This window comes from Pseudomonas sp. OE 28.3 (assembly GCF_014268205.2).
GTDB classification, from domain to species: Bacteria; Pseudomonadota; Gammaproteobacteria; order Pseudomonadales; family Pseudomonadaceae; genus Aquipseudomonas; species Aquipseudomonas edaphica.
This window is the reverse complement of sequence record NZ_CP077082.1, coordinates 2,317,086-2,333,802: the sequence shown is the minus strand read 5'-3', so window position 1 is coordinate 2,333,802 and position 16,717 is coordinate 2,317,086. Positions and strand designations below refer to the sequence as shown.

Annotated in this window: 17 protein-coding genes; 10 read left to right on the top strand and 7 right to left on the bottom strand. The window is 61.2% G+C overall.

The window, feature by feature from the left end; all coding sequences use genetic code 11:
- Positions 1–67 precede the first annotated feature (67 nt).
- Positions 68–982, top strand: a complete 915-nt coding sequence (locus HU759_RS10660; RefSeq protein WP_017136351.1) for a LysR substrate-binding domain-containing protein — start codon at positions 68–70, stop codon at positions 980–982.
- On the opposite strand, the gene HU759_RS10655 is transcribed toward HU759_RS10660, so the two are convergent.
- The 6 genes from HU759_RS10655 to leuC all read right to left on the bottom strand — a co-directional run bounded on the left by HU759_RS10655 (position 963) and on the right by leuC (position 7,957).
- Positions 963–2,195, bottom strand: coding sequence for an MFS transporter (locus tag HU759_RS10655; RefSeq protein WP_186618342.1), 1,233 nt, complete (start codon positions 2,193–2,195; stop codon positions 963–965). The two genes, HU759_RS10660 and HU759_RS10655, sit on opposite strands and share 20 nt — an antisense overlap.
- The gene (locus HU759_RS10650) at positions 2,192–2,932 is read right to left on the bottom strand and encodes a 2OG-Fe dioxygenase family protein (protein ID WP_186618345.1); all 741 of its coding nucleotides are present in this window, start codon (positions 2,930–2,932) and stop codon (positions 2,192–2,194) included. Before HU759_RS10650 ends, HU759_RS10655 begins: the two co-directional genes overlap by 4 nt.
- A 4-nt stretch (positions 2,933–2,936) precedes the next feature.
- Positions 2,937–4,301, bottom strand: coding sequence for an ATP-grasp domain-containing protein (locus HU759_RS10645; RefSeq protein WP_225933041.1), 1,365 nt, complete (start codon positions 4,299–4,301; stop codon positions 2,937–2,939).
- A gap of 26 nt (positions 4,302–4,327) precedes the next feature.
- Positions 4,328–5,482, bottom strand: coding sequence for a radical SAM protein (locus HU759_RS10640; protein WP_169985824.1), 1,155 nt, complete (start codon positions 5,480–5,482; stop codon positions 4,328–4,330).
- Between the two features lie 445 nt (positions 5,483–5,927).
- Positions 5,928–6,542 carry a 3-isopropylmalate dehydratase small subunit gene (leuD, locus tag HU759_RS10635; RefSeq protein WP_176991150.1) on the bottom strand — a complete coding sequence of 205 codons (615 nt, stop codon included), beginning with the start codon at positions 6,540–6,542 and terminating at the stop codon, positions 5,928–5,930.
- Entirely contained in the window at positions 6,539–7,957 is a 1,419-nt protein-coding gene (gene leuC / locus HU759_RS10630; RefSeq protein ID WP_186618346.1) for a 3-isopropylmalate dehydratase large subunit, read from the bottom strand. Before leuC ends, leuD begins: the two co-directional genes overlap by 4 nt.
- Positions 7,958–8,225: 268 nt before the next feature.
- On the opposite strand from leuC, the gene HU759_RS10625 reads away from it, so the two are divergent.
- Genes HU759_RS10625 through HU759_RS10590 form a run of 8 tightly spaced genes read left to right on the top strand, consistent with a single transcriptional unit; the run spans position 8,226 to position 14,334 of the window.
- Positions 8,226–9,425, top strand: a complete 1,200-nt coding sequence (locus HU759_RS10625) for a PepSY domain-containing protein (RefSeq protein WP_017136358.1) — start codon at positions 8,226–8,228, stop codon at positions 9,423–9,425.
- Positions 9,425–9,964 carry a hypothetical protein gene (locus HU759_RS10620; RefSeq protein WP_017136359.1) on the top strand — a complete coding sequence of 180 codons (540 nt, stop codon included), beginning with the start codon at positions 9,425–9,427 and terminating at the stop codon, positions 9,962–9,964. The genes HU759_RS10625 and HU759_RS10620 overlap by 1 nt, the downstream gene beginning before the upstream one ends.
- Positions 9,961–10,284: a hypothetical protein gene (locus HU759_RS10615; RefSeq protein ID WP_170040031.1), complete on the top strand. Its 324-nt coding sequence runs from the start codon at positions 9,961–9,963 to the stop codon at positions 10,282–10,284. Before HU759_RS10620 ends, HU759_RS10615 begins: the two co-directional genes overlap by 4 nt.
- Positions 10,281–10,841: a DUF6162 family protein gene (locus tag HU759_RS10610; protein WP_170040029.1), complete on the top strand. Its 561-nt coding sequence runs from the start codon at positions 10,281–10,283 to the stop codon at positions 10,839–10,841. The genes HU759_RS10615 and HU759_RS10610 overlap by 4 nt, the downstream gene beginning before the upstream one ends.
- A 19-nt stretch (positions 10,842–10,860) precedes the next feature.
- A complete protein-coding gene (locus HU759_RS10605; protein WP_170040027.1) occupies positions 10,861–11,781 on the top strand; it encodes a metal ABC transporter substrate-binding protein in 921 nt (306 codons plus the stop codon).
- Positions 11,778–12,521 (top strand): metal ABC transporter ATP-binding protein, encoded by a 744-nt coding sequence (locus HU759_RS10600; RefSeq protein WP_017136363.1) that lies wholly within the window; start codon positions 11,778–11,780, stop codon positions 12,519–12,521. The genes HU759_RS10605 and HU759_RS10600 overlap by 4 nt, the downstream gene beginning before the upstream one ends.
- Positions 12,521–13,420, top strand: coding sequence for a metal ABC transporter permease (locus HU759_RS10595; protein ID WP_017136364.1), 900 nt, complete (start codon positions 12,521–12,523; stop codon positions 13,418–13,420). Before HU759_RS10600 ends, HU759_RS10595 begins: the two co-directional genes overlap by 1 nt.
- The gene (locus tag HU759_RS10590) at positions 13,420–14,334 is read left to right on the top strand and encodes a zinc ABC transporter substrate-binding protein (protein WP_017136365.1); all 915 of its coding nucleotides are present in this window, start codon (positions 13,420–13,422) and stop codon (positions 14,332–14,334) included. The genes HU759_RS10595 and HU759_RS10590 overlap by 1 nt, the downstream gene beginning before the upstream one ends.
- 123 nt (positions 14,335–14,457) lie before the next feature.
- Here the strand turns inward: HU759_RS10590 and HU759_RS10585 are convergent, their stop codons facing one another.
- Complete coding sequence (locus tag HU759_RS10585; protein WP_017136366.1) at positions 14,458–15,171, bottom strand: UTRA domain-containing protein; 714 nt, start codon at positions 15,169–15,171, stop codon at positions 14,458–14,460.
- A gap of 351 nt (positions 15,172–15,522) precedes the next feature.
- Here HU759_RS10585 and HU759_RS10580 point away from each other — a divergent pair, with 351 nt between their 5' ends.
- The gene (locus HU759_RS10580) at positions 15,523–16,590 is read left to right on the top strand and encodes an ABC transporter substrate-binding protein (protein WP_017136367.1); all 1,068 of its coding nucleotides are present in this window, start codon (positions 15,523–15,525) and stop codon (positions 16,588–16,590) included.
- The last annotated feature ends 127 nt before the right edge of the window (positions 16,591–16,717 follow it).

Below are 16,717 nucleotides of genomic sequence, written 5' to 3'. Positions count from 1 at the left end.
AGCGGCAGCAAGCTCCCTCACCACACCGGTGCTATTCTGGCAGCTCATGCCGCCACATCTGTCGCTGATGACTCATAAGAAAGATACCGTGCCCCTACCCGAAGACCTGCGGGTGTTCCTCACCGTGATCCGCAAGGCCGGCTTCGCAGCCGCCGCCGATGAACTGGGGCTGTCGCCTGCGTATGTGAGCAAGCGCATTCAGATCCTCGAAACCACCCTGGCCACGCGCCTGCTGCACCGCACCAGCCGCCGCATCGCCCTGACCGAAGACGGCGAGCGAGTACAACGCTGGGCTGTGCGTATCCTCGAAGATTTCCAGCAACTGTCCGATGAACTCAGCGATGCCCACGACAGCCCGCGCGGGCATCTGCACCTGTGCAGCAGCTTCGGTTTCGGCCGCAATCATGTGGCGCCGGCCCTGTCGTTGCTGGCCGAGCAGTACCCGGACCTGGAAATCCGCCTGGACCTGTTCGACCGCGTGGTGGATATCGTCAGTGAAGGGTTTGACCTGGAGATTCGCGTCGGCGATGACATCCCCGGCCAGCACATCGGCAGGCGGCTGGTGAGCAATCGCCGCGTGCTGTGCGCGGCACCGGAATACCTGCAACGCAAAGGCACGCCGCAACAGTTGAGCGACCTGGAGCAGCACGACTGCCTGGTGCTCAAGGAGCGCGACAATGCGTTCGGCATCTGGAACCTGGAGCGTGACGGCGCGCCCGAAAGCGTGCGTGTACGCGGGCCGCTGTCATCGAACAACGGCGAGATCGTGTTGCAGTGGGCGTTGGACGGGCGCGGCGTGTTACTGCGCTCGATGTGGGACGTAAAACCGCTGCTGGAACAGGGCAAGCTGGTGCAGGTGCTGCACACCTACACACAGAGTGCCAACGTGTGGGCGGTGTACCCGACACGTTTGGCCTACTCCGGTAAATTGCGCGCCTGCGTGGAGTTTTTGCAGGAGCACTTCAAGGGGTTGTCGATCTAACGCCCCGCGTGGCGCTGACACCCAGCCATACCGTCATGATCACCAGGGCCGTCAATGGCAACCCGTGGAACAGCACGATCACCTGGGCTGGCGTCCACGTCAGGTAGAACGGCCCCACCACCAGCATGCCCACGCCAAAGCCGGCCATCTGGATCAGCGTCAACAAGCTGAACAGCGGCAGGCGCAAGCTATCGGGTTCGCTTTGTGCGCGGGAAACCAGCGCCACCTCGGAGATGCCATCGCCCAGCCCGGCCCACACCACCAGCAGCAGCGCCAGCCACAGTTCGGTTTGCTGGAAGGTCAGGATAAAGCCGCTGGACATCAGCGCCACACCCGCCATGAACCAGCGCTCCATGCCTTGGGTGCCACGGCCCTTGAGCAACGCACTGGCCAGGCGCGCACCGATGAACTTGCCGCAGGCCCACACCGCCAGCAGGTAGCCCATGACGGTTTTCGCGGTGTCCGGCGAAATGTATTGCGACAACACCGGCCAGCCGACGTTATGTGCCGCGCTGCCGAGGGTGTCGAGCATGCTGATCAGCAACATCGCCGCCAACACCGGTGCACCGCGCAGGCCTTTGGTCAACTCATGCCATTCGGCCGCAAGCCCACGATGCGCGGCAACGGCGACTGAATACAAGGCGCGCAACGGCAGGATCAGGCAAGCCGCCACCACGTAAGTGCCGATGTTGACGGCAAACACCGCCTCGAATCCGCCCGTGGCGATCAGCACACCGGAAAGCAAGCTGCCAAACACCGCACCGGTAGCCGCCGCCGAGGTGATCCAGGCATTGGTGCCCACCCGCTGTTCAAGCGCCACCCAGGTCGGCAACTGGCTGTTCAGGCCAATGGCAAACAGCGAATTGCACAGGCCGATGCCGAACGCGATAAACGGCAACACGTTGAGTTGATGCGACGGGATCAGCACCAGCAGCGGCACCAGTAACAGCGCGCGGGCCAGGTCCAGCCCGGCCAAGGTACTGCGCCCCGGGAAGCGCCGGAAAAACGGGATGCCGAACAGGCTGGCGACAATCCCGCCGGTCACCCGGCACGCCAGGAACACACTGACAAACACCACGCTTTGGCTGAGCCAGTAAACGTAGGTCGAGAGTGCCACCATGTTGAGGAATGCGCCGAAGTCCGACACGCCCCGCGCAAAGATGATCAAGCGTGCGTTGCGGGTCGACAGGCCCAATGGCTGAACGTCACTCATGCCGGTTGTACCTCGTCTTCTACCCGTACGTCATCAGCCGTCACGCCGCGCAGGCTCACCAGCAGCACATCGCGCCAGGCCGGTGCCGAATCGGCCTGCGCCCGCACGGCGCCGGCGCGGTGATATAGCCCACGGTCGTTGATCACGATGGTTTCCAGGAACTGCTCCATCGCCAGGTCCAGCACGCGGCTATGCTCCGCCTCACCGGTAAACACCTCGGACACCACCGGCACCGTGTTGCTCTGGCCAATGAAGTGCATGAACACCCAGTCCAGGCCATCCTGATGAATACCCGAGGTAGTCGGGCTGGGCGATGGCCCCTCTGCACGCACGCGAAACTGGTGGATATCAATGGTGTAGGCATGCGGGCCAAGGTGCGGTTCGAGCACCGCCAGGTCGGTGGCGAGCAATTTCTGCATCAGTGGGTGCTCGATAAAGCCCTCCTCGCTGTAGCTCAAGTGGTTGACGCCCTGGCGATAGTTGACCGCATAGGTGACCGGCGACTTGAACGCGCTATTGCGGTCGATCTGCAACTGCCGCGTCGGGGATAAACGATAGCGCAGGATCCGCCGTTCGCGATGCGTGTATGCCTTGAACGCCTCATCGCGCACCAGGTTCGCCCAGTAGGCGCGAAAGCTTTGCTCCTCGCCGGGCTCAACCTTGAGCAACTGGCCAAAGTCCCGACGGTGACAATAGTGGTGCTCGCGCAAGTACGCGCCAATCTGTGGGATATCCATATCGCTAACCCTTATTGTCGATAATCACGCGCAGATTGTGCCGTATTGCATCATGCACCGCATGGGCGTGGGCAGCATCGTCGACCCTGGCCCAGCACTTGAGCAAGTAATGCTCTTCGATATCGGCATCAATAGAGTGACCGGACTCCTGTTGGGCATATTCCAGCACCGCCGGCTGTTGAGCGAGCCATTCAAGGCCTTCAATACCCTTGAAGTGGCCACTGTGCTCCGGATAGATCGCCAGCATCGAGTAGTGTTGCGAGGCCTGCGCGACCTGGCGTGCGCCGGCGTCCAACTGCGCATTCACACCTGGCTCACCCAGCAGCAGCGACAGATACAGCTGGTACGGGTCAATGCCTGCCAAGTCACGGAACGCGGCATTGACGTACAGCCCGCCGACGCGTGGGTTGATTTCGATCACCACCGGCCCCGCGTCCGTCATGCGGAACTCGAAATGCACCACGGCATTGGTCAGGCCCACCGCGCGCAGGCACTCCACGGCGTACTGGCGGATCTGCTCACACTGGGCGTCGGTAAAGGACGTCGGCGGCGAAATCAGCAGGTTCTCCAGGACGGTGCCACTGCGCTCGGTCAACATCAGTTTTTCATTGATCAGCAGCGCATGAACCTGCTCGCCCGCCACCACACACTCCACACTGCCTTCAATACCTGGGATGAACCCTTCAAGCAAAAGGCTACGCCCCGGCAGGTATTCTCGTCGCTGCCCATCGTTCTCCGGCAACGTGTGGGCGCAGCCGTAGAAATCCGCATAGGCTGCGCTGGCATGATCTGCCAGGAAATGCGCGTAGTGGCTGCGCAACTGCGCCCAGTCAGAGCATTTCTTGATAAATGCCGACGCGCCACCAAAGGGTGGCTTGGCGATCAGCGGGTAACCGACTTGCTCGGCACCTTCGCGCAGTTGCTGTTCGTTGTTGCACAGCGCAAACGGCACCGAACGCACGCCGAGTTTTTTCAGCGCGCGGCGCATCAGGAACTTGTTGTTACACGCAGCAATGGCGAGTGGGTCGCTATGCACCAGGCCCAGCCGCCGAGAGGCCTGCGCCACGATGCAGCCGACTTCGCCCTGCGCAGACGGGTGGCCGGCCTGGCAGAAGATTGCGCGGATCTGGTACTGCCCATCCAGCCGCCCCACCAAATCCAGAATCGATTGTTCATTCAACGCGTCGAGCAGGAACACTGCATCACTGTCGTCCCGCAGCCGTTGCAGATGCTCGCGTCCGGCCACACCCGCCGTCAAGCAGGCCAGGCCTTGGGCACGGGCCACCGCGAAGTGCGGCTCGCGGTAGCAATAGCGAACAGAGGCACTGTCATCAACATCAATAAAAAGAATGGCATCTTGTTTCATCATTAATACCGCCTCATGCGTCAGTCACTTCAGGCATCCTGCCAACTGCACCACTGCCCTTCCCAATTACGGAAGCGGTAATGACGTTGCCCATCGCGCACTTCAAAGTGCGGCAAGTCTTGTGGCTTTTCAAAGTCCAGCAGCGGCACGGTAAACTTGCCCTGTGCATGCGGCAGCACATATTCCGGCATGGCTATATTGGACACGCGCCGCTTGAGGCGATCCATAATAGCGATGGCGTGGCTGATCGATGCTTTATATTCCGACGCCCCCGGAGAAAACGGCATGAAGTGGTACAAGTAATATGGCTTTACGCCCAACCGATAAAGATCAATAAACAGTTTATGCAAGGTGGCTTCATCATCATTCACACCGCGCAACAGCGGCATGTTGGAGAACACAATCGGCACCACACTTTGGATACGTTTAACCGCCACGGCAAAGTCCGCACTCAGTTCCAGCGGGTGGCATACATGCACGCCAAACGCATTGACCTTGTACTTTTCCAGCATGGCCAATAACTCATCGGTGACGCGAAACGGGTTAAAGCTCAAGGCCCGTGTGTGCAGGCGAATCAGCAGGTCGTCGCGGATGCCACGCAGGGCGGCGAGGTTCTCTTCGAGCTTGCGGTCGGCGAGCATCAACGGGTCACCGCCGCTGAGAATCACCTCTTCGATGGCCGGGTTGTTGCGGATGTACTCGAGCGAGTCCTTGAACGAGTCGGCGCTGGCATTGGCCTTCTCGGTACCCACTTGCAGGGTGCGCAGCGCTTCGAAGCAGAACTGGCAATAGGCGTTGCAGGTGTTGGTCATGCGCAGGATCACGCGGTTGTCGTATTTGTGCTGGCAAATCGGCGTTTTCATTTCGTGGCCAAGTTCCCAGTTCTCCGAGGTGCCGTCGTAATCGCCAGCGACCTGTTCGCTCCAGTAGGGCACTACTTGGCGCCACAGCGGATGGTCCATCACCTCGCCATCGGTGAGAGAGCGCTTGATCAAGTCAATGTAATAAGGGGTTATCTGCAGCTTGCGGTCTTGCAAGTTGTGTTCGATATGCGCGCTGGTTTCCTCGCTCCAGCCACCGCAGGCAGCCCGCAGTGCCGGTTCATCGCGGATGGCATTCTTCTGCTGCCAACGCCAATCCTGCCACTGTACCGAACGGTGGATCGCTTGATCAAAAATCGACATGAGTTTGAACTCTCTGTGTTCTGAACGAATGTTAAGGCATCGGCATATGTGCCTTTTCACACTGGAAAAGACCGTAATATCCGCAACAACGACAACTGATTGACAGGTGGCAGAAGTCGATCAAGTTACCCACTCGATCACCGGCACCAGAGAGATATAAATGACCACTAATTCACGGGGCATGGCATCAACTTCCTTTTCTTATAATGTGCGACTTTCCAAGTCAGCATCCACTTAAGCCGATGACCTACAAGGTGTCAACAAATACCCTTGTATTTTTTCAGGGCTTCATCTACTAACGCTACACCGCCCTTGCAATCACTGAGGTTACGCGGTGCAACCGGCGTTATTTGAAAAGTAAATAGTCCCCCAAAAAAAACGCCCCCCAATAACTGGAGGGCGTTTGTTCTACTTATATAACTACGTAGTTACCCCATTAAGGTTTTCAACCAAGCCAGGGGTTGGCCGCCAGATGCTGGCGCTCGAAGGTTTTGATCTGCTCACTGCGTTGCAACGTGCTGCCAATCGCATCCAGGCCGAGCAACAACGCGGTCTTGCGCAAGGTGTCGATCTGGAACGAGATCACCTGGCCATCGGCCAAGCGAATCTGTTGCGCCTCAAGGTCCACGCTGATCTGCGCCTGCGCAGGCTGGCTGACCGTCTGCCCGAGTGTGTGCAGCACCGCCTCGTCCAAGGTGATCAACAACACCCCGTTGCGCTGGCAGTTGTCATAAAAGATCCCGGCAAAGCTGCTGCCGATCAGCGCGCGAATGCCCATCTGCTTCAAGCCCCACACCGCGTGTTCGCGGCTGGAACCACAGCCGAAGTTCGGCCCCACCACCATGAAACGTGCGCCCAGCCAGGCCGGCTGGTTCAATACGAATTCGGGGTTGGGTGCGCCATTGGGCAAAAAGCGCAGGTCGAAGAACAGCCCGCGATCGAGGCCTGCGCGGTCGATGCCTTTGAGAAATTGCTTGGGCATGATCACGTCAGTGTCGATATTCGCCGCCAGCATCGGCGCGGCCTGGCCGGTGACCTGGGTAAACGGTTGCAGGCTCATGGGCGGTCTCCAAAATGACGGATATCAGTGAGGCGGCCGGTGATGGCCGCGGCGGCGACCATCGCCGGGCTCATCAAGTGAGTGCGCGCCCCGGCGCCCTGGCGGCCTTCGAAGTTGCGGTTGGTGCTGGACGCGCAGCGATCACCGGGCGCCAGCACGTCATCGTTCATCGCCAGGCACATCGAGCAGCCTGACTGGCGCCATTCGAAGCCGGCGTCGATAAAGATCGCCGCCAGCCCTTCGGCTTCGGCCTGGTCGCGTACCTCGGTGGAGCCCGGCACGATCATCGCCCGCACATGCTCGGCCACCTGCCTGCCGCGCACCACACTGGCGGCGTCGCGCAGGTCTTCGATGCGCGCGTTGGTGCAAGAGCCGATAAACGCGTGGCTGATCACAATGTCGCTGAGCGGCATGCCGGCTTCCAGGCCCATGTAGTTGAGGGCGCGGCGCATGTCCTGGCGCAGGATCAGGTCGCTGACGTCTTGCGGGTCCGGCACGCGGGCGCCGATGGGCGCGGCCTGGTCGGGGCTGGTGCCCCAGGTGACCATGGGTTCCAGGGTGCTGGCGTCCAGCTGCACTTCCTGGTCGAACACCGCGTCGGCGTCGGTATGCAACGTGCGCCATTGCACCAGGCCTTGTTCCCACAACTCGCCCTTGGGCGCACGCGGCTTGCCTTTGAGGTAGGCGAAGACTTTTTCGTCGGGTGCCATAAACGCGCCCCGCGCGCCAGCTTCCACCGCCATGTTGCAGATGGTCATGCGCGCTTCAACACTCAGCGCATCAATGGTGGCGCCGCGAAACTCGATGGCGTAACCGGTGGCCCCGGACGCGCCGATCTTGCCGATCAGTGCCATGATCACGTCCTTGGAAGTCAGGCCGTTGCCCAGGGTGCCGTCTACCGTCACGCGCATGCTTTTCAGGCGTTTGTACACCAGGGTCTGCGAGGCCAGCAGGTGCTCGATTTCCGAGGTGCCGATGCCAAACCCGAAGGCGCCGAGGGCACCGTAGGTGGTGGTGTGGCTGTCGCCGGCGGCAATCACCATGCCCGGCAGGATAAAGCCCTGCTCCGGGGCAATCACGTGTTCGATGCCTTGGCGTTTGTCGAGGATGTCCAGCAGCTCGATACCGAAGTCCTGGCAGTTTTCCGCCAGGTACGAGACTTGCCGCGCGCCGCCTGCGTCAGGCATCGCGGCAATGCGCATGGGCGTGGTGGGGTTTACGTGGTCGACCACCGCCAGCGCGGTGCCGGGGCGCCATACGCCACGCTTGGCCTCGCGCAGGCCGCTGAACGCCTGGGGGCTGGTGTATTCGTTGATCACCTGGCGGTCTATATACAGCAGCACATGGCCCTGGTCATCCAGGGCGCACACCGTGTGGGAGTCGATGTGTTTGTCGTAGAGGGTTCTGGCAGTCATGTTTGTGGACTCACTTTTATAAGCGCTCGCTCAACGGTATGACCCCATCCTACGCAGCCCCCCGGCCCCATCAATGGCACCTGGGTGATGGCTTGGAACATGTTTCGTGTTCAATCCGGCAACGCTGAAACATTTTCTTTCATATCCCGCTTAGGGATTTCTCATTCTCATCCGTCTTAACTTAGATACAGCCCGTCGCGTCAGCAAAAGCTACGACTGGCCTTTTCCGGGCCTCCTTCGCCCTCCTCCGATCAAGACCCGCATTCACATGTCGAAGAAGTCACGCTCAAAACTCTGGTTTCTGGTTCATAGCTGGTTGGCGTTGCCCATCTGGTTTTTTGTACTGATCGTCTGCGTCACCGGCACCCTGGCGGTGGTCAGCCAGGAAATCGTCTGGCTGGCCAACCCGGACATCCGCGCCAGCAAGCCGTCGGACGATGCCGAACGGCTGAGTTACGACCAGGTCATCGGCGCCATCAAGCGCAACGAACCCCAGGCAATCGTGCAGTCGATCACCCGCCCGGACGAGTCGCACTTCGCGCTGAGTGTCGACCTCAGTTACCCCGACGGGCGCTCGGTGGAGGTCTACGTCAACCCGTATACCGGCGTGATCCAGGGCATCAGCCCAGCGTTCAACTTCCAGCAATTTACCCGTGCCTTGCACGGTTGGTGGCTGGTGCCGTTTACCAATGGCTACAGCTGGGGTTGGTACCTGGTGTCGGCGCTTGGCATACCGCTGCTGGCATCCCTGGTCACCGGGCTGGTGGTGTACAAGCGTTTCTGGAAAGGGTTTCTGCGCCCGACCCTGCGAATCCGCCATGGCGCGCGGATCTTCTGGGGTGACTTCCATCGTTTGAGCGGTATCTGGTCGATCTGGTTTATCGCGGTAATTTCCATCACCGGCATCTGGTTCCTGATCCGGGCAATTCTGGGCGACAACCAGATTTCCATCTCCAGTGAGCCCATCGTGCCGGTAATTGCCCGGGAGAAGGTGCCTGTGTCAGCACCGGGCGTACCGGCTCCAATGATCCCGATCGATCGGGCCATCGAGATCGCCACGCAGCGCATTCCCGGGCTGGAGGCCAGTTTTGTGTTCCTGCCCAGCAACGCCTATAGCCACCTGCAGATCGGCGGGCGCGGCTGGTACCCGTTGATGTTCCAGACGGCGCAGCTCAACCCGTACGACGGTGAAATTGCCGTGTCGCACCTGCTGTCCGACCGCTCGACACTGGAGTTCGTCACCGAATCCATGCGTCCGCTGCACACCGGCGACTTTGGCGGCCTGTGGGTCAAACTGATCTGGGCATTCTTCGGCCTGATCATGAGCATGATGGTGTTGAGCGGTCTGCTGATCTGGACCAAACGCACCGCGCTGGCCACCCTCAACGCCTTCAAGCGCGAGGCCAAGACGCAACGCGCGCCGGCCCCCGCCACGGCCAGGCAGGCTGAAACCTCGGAGGCCAATTGATGAGCAAACGTGCGACCACCACACCACCTTCGCCGCTGCGGGCCTTTTGGCTCAAGTGGCGCTTCCACATCAATGTCCTGCTGTTGCTGGTGCCCCTGGGGTTCATGCCCAAGTACTTTGCCGACGCTGCACTGTTTCGCGGTGACAGCGGCATTGGCGAGCGCGTGGCCGGCGAAGTGCAGGTGGGGCCGTGGAGCCTGACCCTCGCAGAGTTTCGCAACGAAGGCCCGCGCCCGGACCCGGCCGGCCCGATGAAATTTTTCAACGCCGCCCTGTGCGACACCTGCGCCGAGCAGGTCAAGGCCACTTACCTGCGTATCGGCAAACCGCGCAGCCTGCGCGCGGCCGGGGTGATTTTCTTCGGCACGCCGTACCGCATGGGTGCGGTGTTGCCGGTGCCGGAACGCACACCCGTGGATGCCGAAGTGTGGGTGACCATGGAAGGCTGGGACGGCTCCATGCACCAGGGTTCCATTCCGCTGAGCCAGGCCTCGCCTGCCACCATTGCCTGGCTGAACAAGCAAGGAGTTAAACCATGATTTTAATGCGCCTGACTCGCGTCGTTTTATTGCTCTGCGCCGGCTTCAGTACCGTTGCCCTGGCCCATAACCCGATGTGCGAATGCAAGGAAATCCCCGGCGAACAGATCCAGTGCACCGGCGGTTTTTCCGACGGCAGCGGCGCGCCGGGCGTGACCCTGGATGTGATCGGCTACGACGAAACCATCCTGCTGCCGGGCAAGCTCGGTCAGGACTCGACCCTGACGTTCAAAAAGCCCTCGGCCGAGTTTTACGTACTGTTTGATGCAGGCCCCGGCCATGTGGTGGAAATCGACCAAGCGGATATCCAGCCCCAATGAGCACCACACAGGTTGTACGCCCTGCCGGGGCCGGCCATGAAACCCTTTACGTGTTGCTGCTGTGCCTGATCATCCTCGCGGTGGCTGGCACGGTGGTGGCGCTGCACGGTGAAACCCAGGAGGTCGCCGCCGTGCCCAGCCACCAACTGGACGCACGCCGTGACCTGAGCGCTGCCGAGCAAGGCATCTACGCCGACCTGCGCGTGACCCTGGATGAAATCCAGCTGTTGCAGCAGGAGCAAAACGCCCTGCCGACGCCCACGCAACTGGCCGAAGAAGGCTTCGCACCGTTTGCCCAGGACGCCAGTTCGGTGAGCCGTGGCGACCATCGCTGGCAGCTGCTCGAGCCTGCGGCCTACCTGGGTTTGAGCCAAGCGCCAAGCACCAGCGGCTCGGTGCTGATGCGCGTGCAAGGTGACGAGCCGGATGTGTGGCTCAACCGCCAGGCCAACCTCGCCGCCCCTGCCGACCTCACCGACGCGGCGCTGATCGCCGCCGGCTGGCGCCAGGTGGTCACGCAATTCGATGCCGGCGTGACCCGCCAGCACCGTCACTGAACCAGAAGACCGAGTGCCCATGTCTATTTCATCGCCCCTGTTACGCCTGTTGCTGGTTGGCCTGTTCAGCCTGATGCTCGCCCCGCTCGCGAATGCCGAAGCGGTCAAGCGCCTGCGCATCGGCATCACCCTGCACCCGTATTACAGCTACGTGGCCAATATCGTCGGCGACAAGGCCGAGGTGGTGCCGCTGATTCCCGCCGGTTTCAACCCCCACGCCTACGAACCGCGCGCCGAAGACATCAAGCGCATCGGCACCCTGGACGTGATCGTACTCAATGGCGTCGGCCATGATGATTTTGCCGACCGCATGATCGCCACCAGCGAGCGCCCGGACATCCCGGTGATCGAAGCCAACGCCAACGTACCGCTGCTGGCCGCCACCGGTAACGCCGCGCGCGGTGCGGGCAAGGTGGTCAACCCGCACACCTTCCTGTCGATCAGTGCGTCGATTGCCCAGGTCAACAACATCGCCCGCGAACTGGGCAAGCTCGACCCGGACAACGCCAAGACTTACACCCAAAACGCCCGCGCCTACGGCAAGCGCCTGCGCCAGATGCGTGCCGATGCGCTGGCAAAACTGACCAGCGCGCCGAACCCGGACCTGCGCGTTGCGACCGTGCACGCGGCCTACGACTACCTGCTGCGCGAATTTGGCCTGGAAGTCACCGCCGTGGTCGAGCCCGCCCATGGCATCGAGCCCAGCCCCAGCCAGTTGAAAAAGACCATCGATGAACTGCGCGCACTGGATGTGAAGGTGATCTTCTCGGAGATGGATTTCCCGTCTACCTACGTCGAGACCATCCAGCGTGAATCCGGGGTCAAGCTATACCCGCTGTCGCATATTTCCTACGGCGAATACACGCCAGAGAAATACGAAGTGGAAATGACCGGCAACCTCAACACCGTGGTACGGGCGATTCAGGAGTCAGGGGCATGACGGCAGCGCAGCAATTGAAAGTCGCCAGCATTGGCCCGACCCTTGAGTTCGACACGATCTCCCTGACCTTGGGCCGCACAGTGATTCTCGACGCGGTGAGTTTTGAGGTCGAACCAGGCAGCATCCACGCCCTGGTCGGCCCGAACGGCGGCGGCAAAAGCTCGCTGATCAAGACCTTGCTGGGGCAGACCCCGCACCAGGGCCAATTGCGCCTGCACTGGCCGAACACGCCAGGCACGGTCGGCTATGTGCCCCAGGCGCTGGAGTTTGATCGGGGCTTGCCGATGACCGTCGACGATTTCATGGCCGCCATGTGCCAGCGACGCCCGGCATTTCTCGGCCTGTCCCGGCATTACGCCGCTGCGATTGGCGAAGCACTGGAACGGGTCGGCATGCAGGACAAACGCAAGCGCCGCATGGGCGCGTTGTCCGGCGGTGAGCGTCAGCGCGTGCTGTTGGCCCAAGGCCTGATTCCGACGCCGCAGTTGCTGGTGCTGGATGAACCGATGTCGGCACTCGATGAAGCCGGTATCCAGGTGTTCGAACGGCTGCTCAATGACTGGCGCCTGGCCGGGATCACCGTGCTGTGGATCGAGCATGACCTGGAAGCCGTGGGCCGCCTGGCCGATCGCGTCACCGGCCTGAACCGTCGCGTGCTGTTCGACGCCACGCCGAAAGAAGCGCTGACCCCGGACCGCCTGCTGACCCTGTTTTCCACCCATCCTCGGAGCGCGGCGTAATGAGTTATGAAGCCTTTCGTTTGATGGTCCAGGGCTGGGCTTCATCCGGGTACCTGCCGGAAGCACTGGCCTATGGGTTTGTGGTGAACGCCTTGCTCGCCGGCTTGCTGATCGGCCCGGTGCTGGGGGGCCTGGGTACACTGGTAGTGGTCAAGCGCTTTGCGTTCTTCTCTGAAGCCGTCGGGCACGCCGCGTTGACCGGCGTGGCCGTGGGCATTCTGCTCGGCGAGCCCTATACCGGGCCTTACGGCAGCCTGTTCGGCTACTGCCTGTTGTTCGGCATCCTGCTCAATTACCTGCGCAACCGCACCGGCTTGGCGCCAGACACCCTGATCGGCGTGTTCCTCTCGGTGTCCCTGGCGCTGGGTGCGAGCCTGCTGTTGATTCTGGCGGGCAAGATCAATGTGCACATTCTGGAAAACGTACTGTTTGGCTCGGTGCTGACGGTTAACGGCAATGACCTGCTGGTGTTGGCGGTCGTCGGCTCACTGGTGATGGCCCTGGCGTTGCCGCTGTACAACCGCATCATGCTGGCCAGCTTCAACCCGCAATTGGCCGCTGTGCGTGGCGTGGCCGTCAAAACCCTGGATTACCTGTTCGTGATCCTGGTGACCTTGATCACCGTGGCGGCGGTCAAGGTGATCGGCGCCATTTTGGTCGGCGCCCTGCTGGTGATTCCGGCGGCGGCAGCGCGCCTGTTGAGCCAGTCGCTCAAGGGTTTTTTCTGGGTCTCGGTGGTGATCGCCACGCTCAGCACGCTGTGCGGCATTCTGCTGCCGATCATCTTCGACCTGCCCATCCCGTCCGGTGCCGCGATCATTCTGGTGGCCGGTATCGCCTTCGCCGTTGCCGCCATCGCGCGCGGCATCGTGCCCAGCCTCAAAGGGAATCTTGGATAATGCGCTCTGTTTTTCATCCGCTGGCCCTGGCCATTGCCTGTTTATTCACTGCGCCGTTGATGGCCGCTGAAGCTGCAAAACCTGCGGTTCACGCCGCCAAACCGGTGAAAGTGCTGGCCTCGCTGCCCATCACCTACGGCCTGGCCGAGGTGCTGCTCAAAGGCACCGATGTACAGCTTGAGCGCGCAGCACCGGCCAACCTGCCCGGTTCGCGGCAGGTGTCCTACTTCACCGGCCGGGGTGCGCCGGCCTTGGGCAGTTTGGCCCAGGACGCCGACGCGGCTATCGGCCTGCGCTCGCTGTGGGCGGATGACCCGCTCTACCCCGTGGCGCGGCGCAGCAATATCCGTATCGTCGAAGTGGACGCCGCGCGCCCGGTGGACGGCGGCTTGCCGGGTATTGCTGTGCAACCGGGCGGTGCCGATGGCCTGAACAGCCAGCCGTGGCAGTCGAGCAACAATATGGGGCGCATGGCCGATGTGATGGCGGCCGACCTGAGCCGCCTGGCGCCCGCGGCCAAACCCAGGATCGACGCCAACCTCGCGGCGCTCAAACAGCGCCTGCTCAAGCTCAGCGCCGACAGCGAAGCAAGACTGGCCAAGGCGGACAACCTGAGTGTGGTCAGCTTGAGTGATCACTTTGCTTATCTGGTCAGCAGCTTGAACCTGGAAGTGCTCAGCACCGATGCCCGGCCGGATGCGCAGTGGACGCCTGAGGCCTTGCACACCCTCAGTGCCGACTTGAAAAGCAACGACGTGGCCGTGGTGCTGCATCACCGCCAACCGAGTGAGGCCGTTAAAACGGCGGTGACGGCAGGCGGTGCGCAATTGCTGGTATTAAATGTCGACGGAGCTGACCCGGTGGCGGAGCTGGAAGGCAATGTGGATCAGGTGATCAAGGCACTGACGCCCTGAATGTGGGAGCTGGCTTGCCTGCGATGCGGGCAACTCGGTATCACTGTCAGATCGCGGTGATGCTATCGCAGGCAAGCCAGCTCCCACATTCAGTGTGTGGTGCATCCGTTGAATGTCCGGCGGTCAAACCACATCCACACCCACGTGAATCGCATCATGGCGCCAGAATTCCAGGTCGCAGTCGATCAAGCGCTCATGCTGGTCATAGTTGACCCGGGCGATCCGCAAGCCGGGGCTGCCCACCGACACACGTAATGCGCCAGCAGCCTCCACCGGCAGTGAAGTCGGCACAATCTCGAAACGCACGCGGCCGTAGTGCAGGTCGTACTTGCGTGCATACAACTCGGTCATCGACTGGTTAAGGTCGCACGCCAGAATCCCCGGAAAATATTGCGGGTTCAGGTAATGCTCCACATACAGCACCAACCGCCCATCGATCCGCCGGCCCCGGCAGATCTGGATCACACTCGACAACGCCGGCAACTGCAACCATGCACACACCGCTGCCGATGCCGGCTGCAGCCGCGCCGAAATCACTTCGGTCGAGGCTACGCGCCCTTGCTCACTGACCATCGCGTGAAAATGGCTGCGTTGCATCAGGTTATAAGCCAGGCGCGGCGGCGAGACGAACCAGCCACGCCGCTCCTCGCGATAGATCTGGCCCTGGGCCTCCAGTTGTAACAAGGCTTCCCGCACCGTAATACGCGTGGTACCAAACAACTCGCTGAGCTTGCGCTCGGCGGGCAGTTTGCTCGCGGGTGGCAACAGCCCGTGGCCGATCTGCTCTTGCAGTGCCAGGCCGATGGATGTCACCGCCTTGATTGCCTCATCACGCATCAACGTTACCTATCTGGACTAGACCAGCACCGTTCAGGTGCACAAACCGCGCTGTATTCGGGCGTCTGCCGTTACCTGCCAGCCTAGGCATTACAGATGACCGACAGATGACAGCCCGTGCCGCCGCCCCACTCCACACCCTGCAATACATCGGCCAAGTCCAGGGCCTGCGGGCGCTTGGGCATGGTCTACGCTGAGTCTGAAGTCAGCGACATAAACGATTTAAAAACGACATCGACATGAAACTGTCATCCACCGAGCCTAAATTGGCTCAGGTATTGCTGACCTAGACCAACACCACCGCAAACGTCGATAAAAACGCAGCGTTGAAAACGCCCAAAGGAGCTTCGGATGAAACAGCTTTTCCTGGCATCACTGTTAGGCTCGACCATTGCCATGTGCACCGCCGCCATGGCTGCTGATACCGATCTAAAAACTCTGGAAGCCGCCGCGAAAGCGGAAGGCGCCGTCAACAGCGTCGGCATGCCCGATGACTGGGCTAACTGGAAAGGCACCTGGGACGACCTGGCCAAAACCTACGGCCTCAAGCACATCGATACCGACATGAGCTCGGCCCAGGAAATCGCCAAGTTCGCCGCCGAAAAAGACAACGCCAGCGCCGATATCGGTGACGTCGGCGCTGCCTTCGGCCCGATTGCGGTGAAACAGGGCGTGGCACAGCCGTACAAACCGACCACTTGGGCACAAGTGCCGGATTGGGCCAAAGATAAAGACGGCAACTGGGCCCTGGCCTACACCGGCACCATCGCCTTTATCGTCAACAAAAAACTGCTGCACGGCTCTGAAGCGCCAAAAAGCTGGGCTGATCTTAAAACCGGCAAATACAAAGTCTCTATTGGTGATGTGAGCACCGCCGCCCAAGCCGCCAATGGCGTGCTGGCTGCCGCCCTGGCCAACGGTGGCGACGAGAAGAACATCCAGCCTGCACTGCTGATGTTCGCCGAGATCGCCAAGCAAGGCCGCCTGTCACTGGCCAACCCGACCATCGCCACCATGGAAAAGGGCGAAGTCGAAGTGGGCGTGGTCTGGGACTTCAACGGCCTGAGCTACAAAGCCAAAATGGCCAACCCGGATGACTACGTGGTGCTGATCCCGTCGGACGGCTCGGTAATTTCCGGCTACACCACCATCATCAACAAATACGCCAAGCACCCGAACGCCGCCAAGCTGACCCGTGAGTACATTTTCAGCGACGCCGGCCAGACCAACCTGGCACGTGGCAACGCACGTCCAATCCGCGCCGAGCACCTGACCCTGCCAGCCGATGTACAGGCCAAACTGCTGCCGAACGAGCAGTACAAGAAAGTCACGCCGATCAAAGATGCCGACGCGTGGGAGAAAACCTCCAAGGCACTGCCGCAGAAGTGGCAGGAAGAAGTCATCATCAATATGCAGTAAGGCTCCCGGGTCTTATTTAGACCCAGAGCTGTGAAAGCGGTCAGTGTGGGAGCTGGCTTGTGTGGGAGCTGGCTTGCCTGCGATGCAGACGACTCGGTTTGTGATGTGAACCGAGGTGATGCTATCG

What these genes read in the sequence shown, in the direction of transcription:
- HU759_RS10660 (WP_017136351.1), top strand. Translation starts at nt 68, where the DNA reads ATGACTCATAAGAAAGATACCGTGCCCCTACCCGAAGACCTGCGGGTG.
- HU759_RS10655 (WP_186618342.1), bottom strand. Translation starts at nt 2,195, where the DNA reads ATGAGTGACGTTCAGCCATTGGGCCTGTCGACCCGCAACGCACGCTTG.
- HU759_RS10650 (WP_186618345.1), bottom strand. Translation starts at nt 2,932, where the DNA reads ATGGATATCCCACAGATTGGCGCGTACTTGCGCGAGCACCACTATTGT.
- HU759_RS10645 (WP_225933041.1), bottom strand. Translation starts at nt 4,301, where the DNA reads ATGATGAAACAAGATGCCATTCTTTTTATTGATGTTGATGACAGTGCC.
- HU759_RS10640 (WP_169985824.1), bottom strand. Translation starts at nt 5,482, where the DNA reads ATGTCGATTTTTGATCAAGCGATCCACCGTTCGGTACAGTGGCAGGAT.
- leuD (WP_176991150.1), bottom strand. Translation starts at nt 6,542, where the DNA reads ATGAGCCTGCAACCGTTTACCCAGGTCACCGGCCAGGCCGCGCCGATG.
- leuC (WP_186618346.1), bottom strand. Translation starts at nt 7,957, where the DNA reads ATGACTGCCAGAACCCTCTACGACAAACACATCGACTCCCACACGGTG.
- HU759_RS10625 (WP_017136358.1), top strand. Translation starts at nt 8,226, where the DNA reads ATGTCGAAGAAGTCACGCTCAAAACTCTGGTTTCTGGTTCATAGCTGG.
- HU759_RS10620 (WP_017136359.1), top strand. Translation starts at nt 9,425, where the DNA reads ATGAGCAAACGTGCGACCACCACACCACCTTCGCCGCTGCGGGCCTTT.
- HU759_RS10615 (WP_170040031.1), top strand. Translation starts at nt 9,961, where the DNA reads ATGATTTTAATGCGCCTGACTCGCGTCGTTTTATTGCTCTGCGCCGGC.
- HU759_RS10610 (WP_170040029.1), top strand. Translation starts at nt 10,281, where the DNA reads ATGAGCACCACACAGGTTGTACGCCCTGCCGGGGCCGGCCATGAAACC.
- HU759_RS10605 (WP_170040027.1), top strand. Translation starts at nt 10,861, where the DNA reads ATGTCTATTTCATCGCCCCTGTTACGCCTGTTGCTGGTTGGCCTGTTC.
- HU759_RS10600 (WP_017136363.1), top strand. Translation starts at nt 11,778, where the DNA reads ATGACGGCAGCGCAGCAATTGAAAGTCGCCAGCATTGGCCCGACCCTT.
- HU759_RS10595 (WP_017136364.1), top strand. Translation starts at nt 12,521, where the DNA reads ATGAGTTATGAAGCCTTTCGTTTGATGGTCCAGGGCTGGGCTTCATCC.
- HU759_RS10590 (WP_017136365.1), top strand. Translation starts at nt 13,420, where the DNA reads ATGCGCTCTGTTTTTCATCCGCTGGCCCTGGCCATTGCCTGTTTATTC.
- HU759_RS10585 (WP_017136366.1), bottom strand. Translation starts at nt 15,171, where the DNA reads ATGCGTGATGAGGCAATCAAGGCGGTGACATCCATCGGCCTGGCACTG.
- HU759_RS10580 (WP_017136367.1), top strand. Translation starts at nt 15,523, where the DNA reads ATGAAACAGCTTTTCCTGGCATCACTGTTAGGCTCGACCATTGCCATG.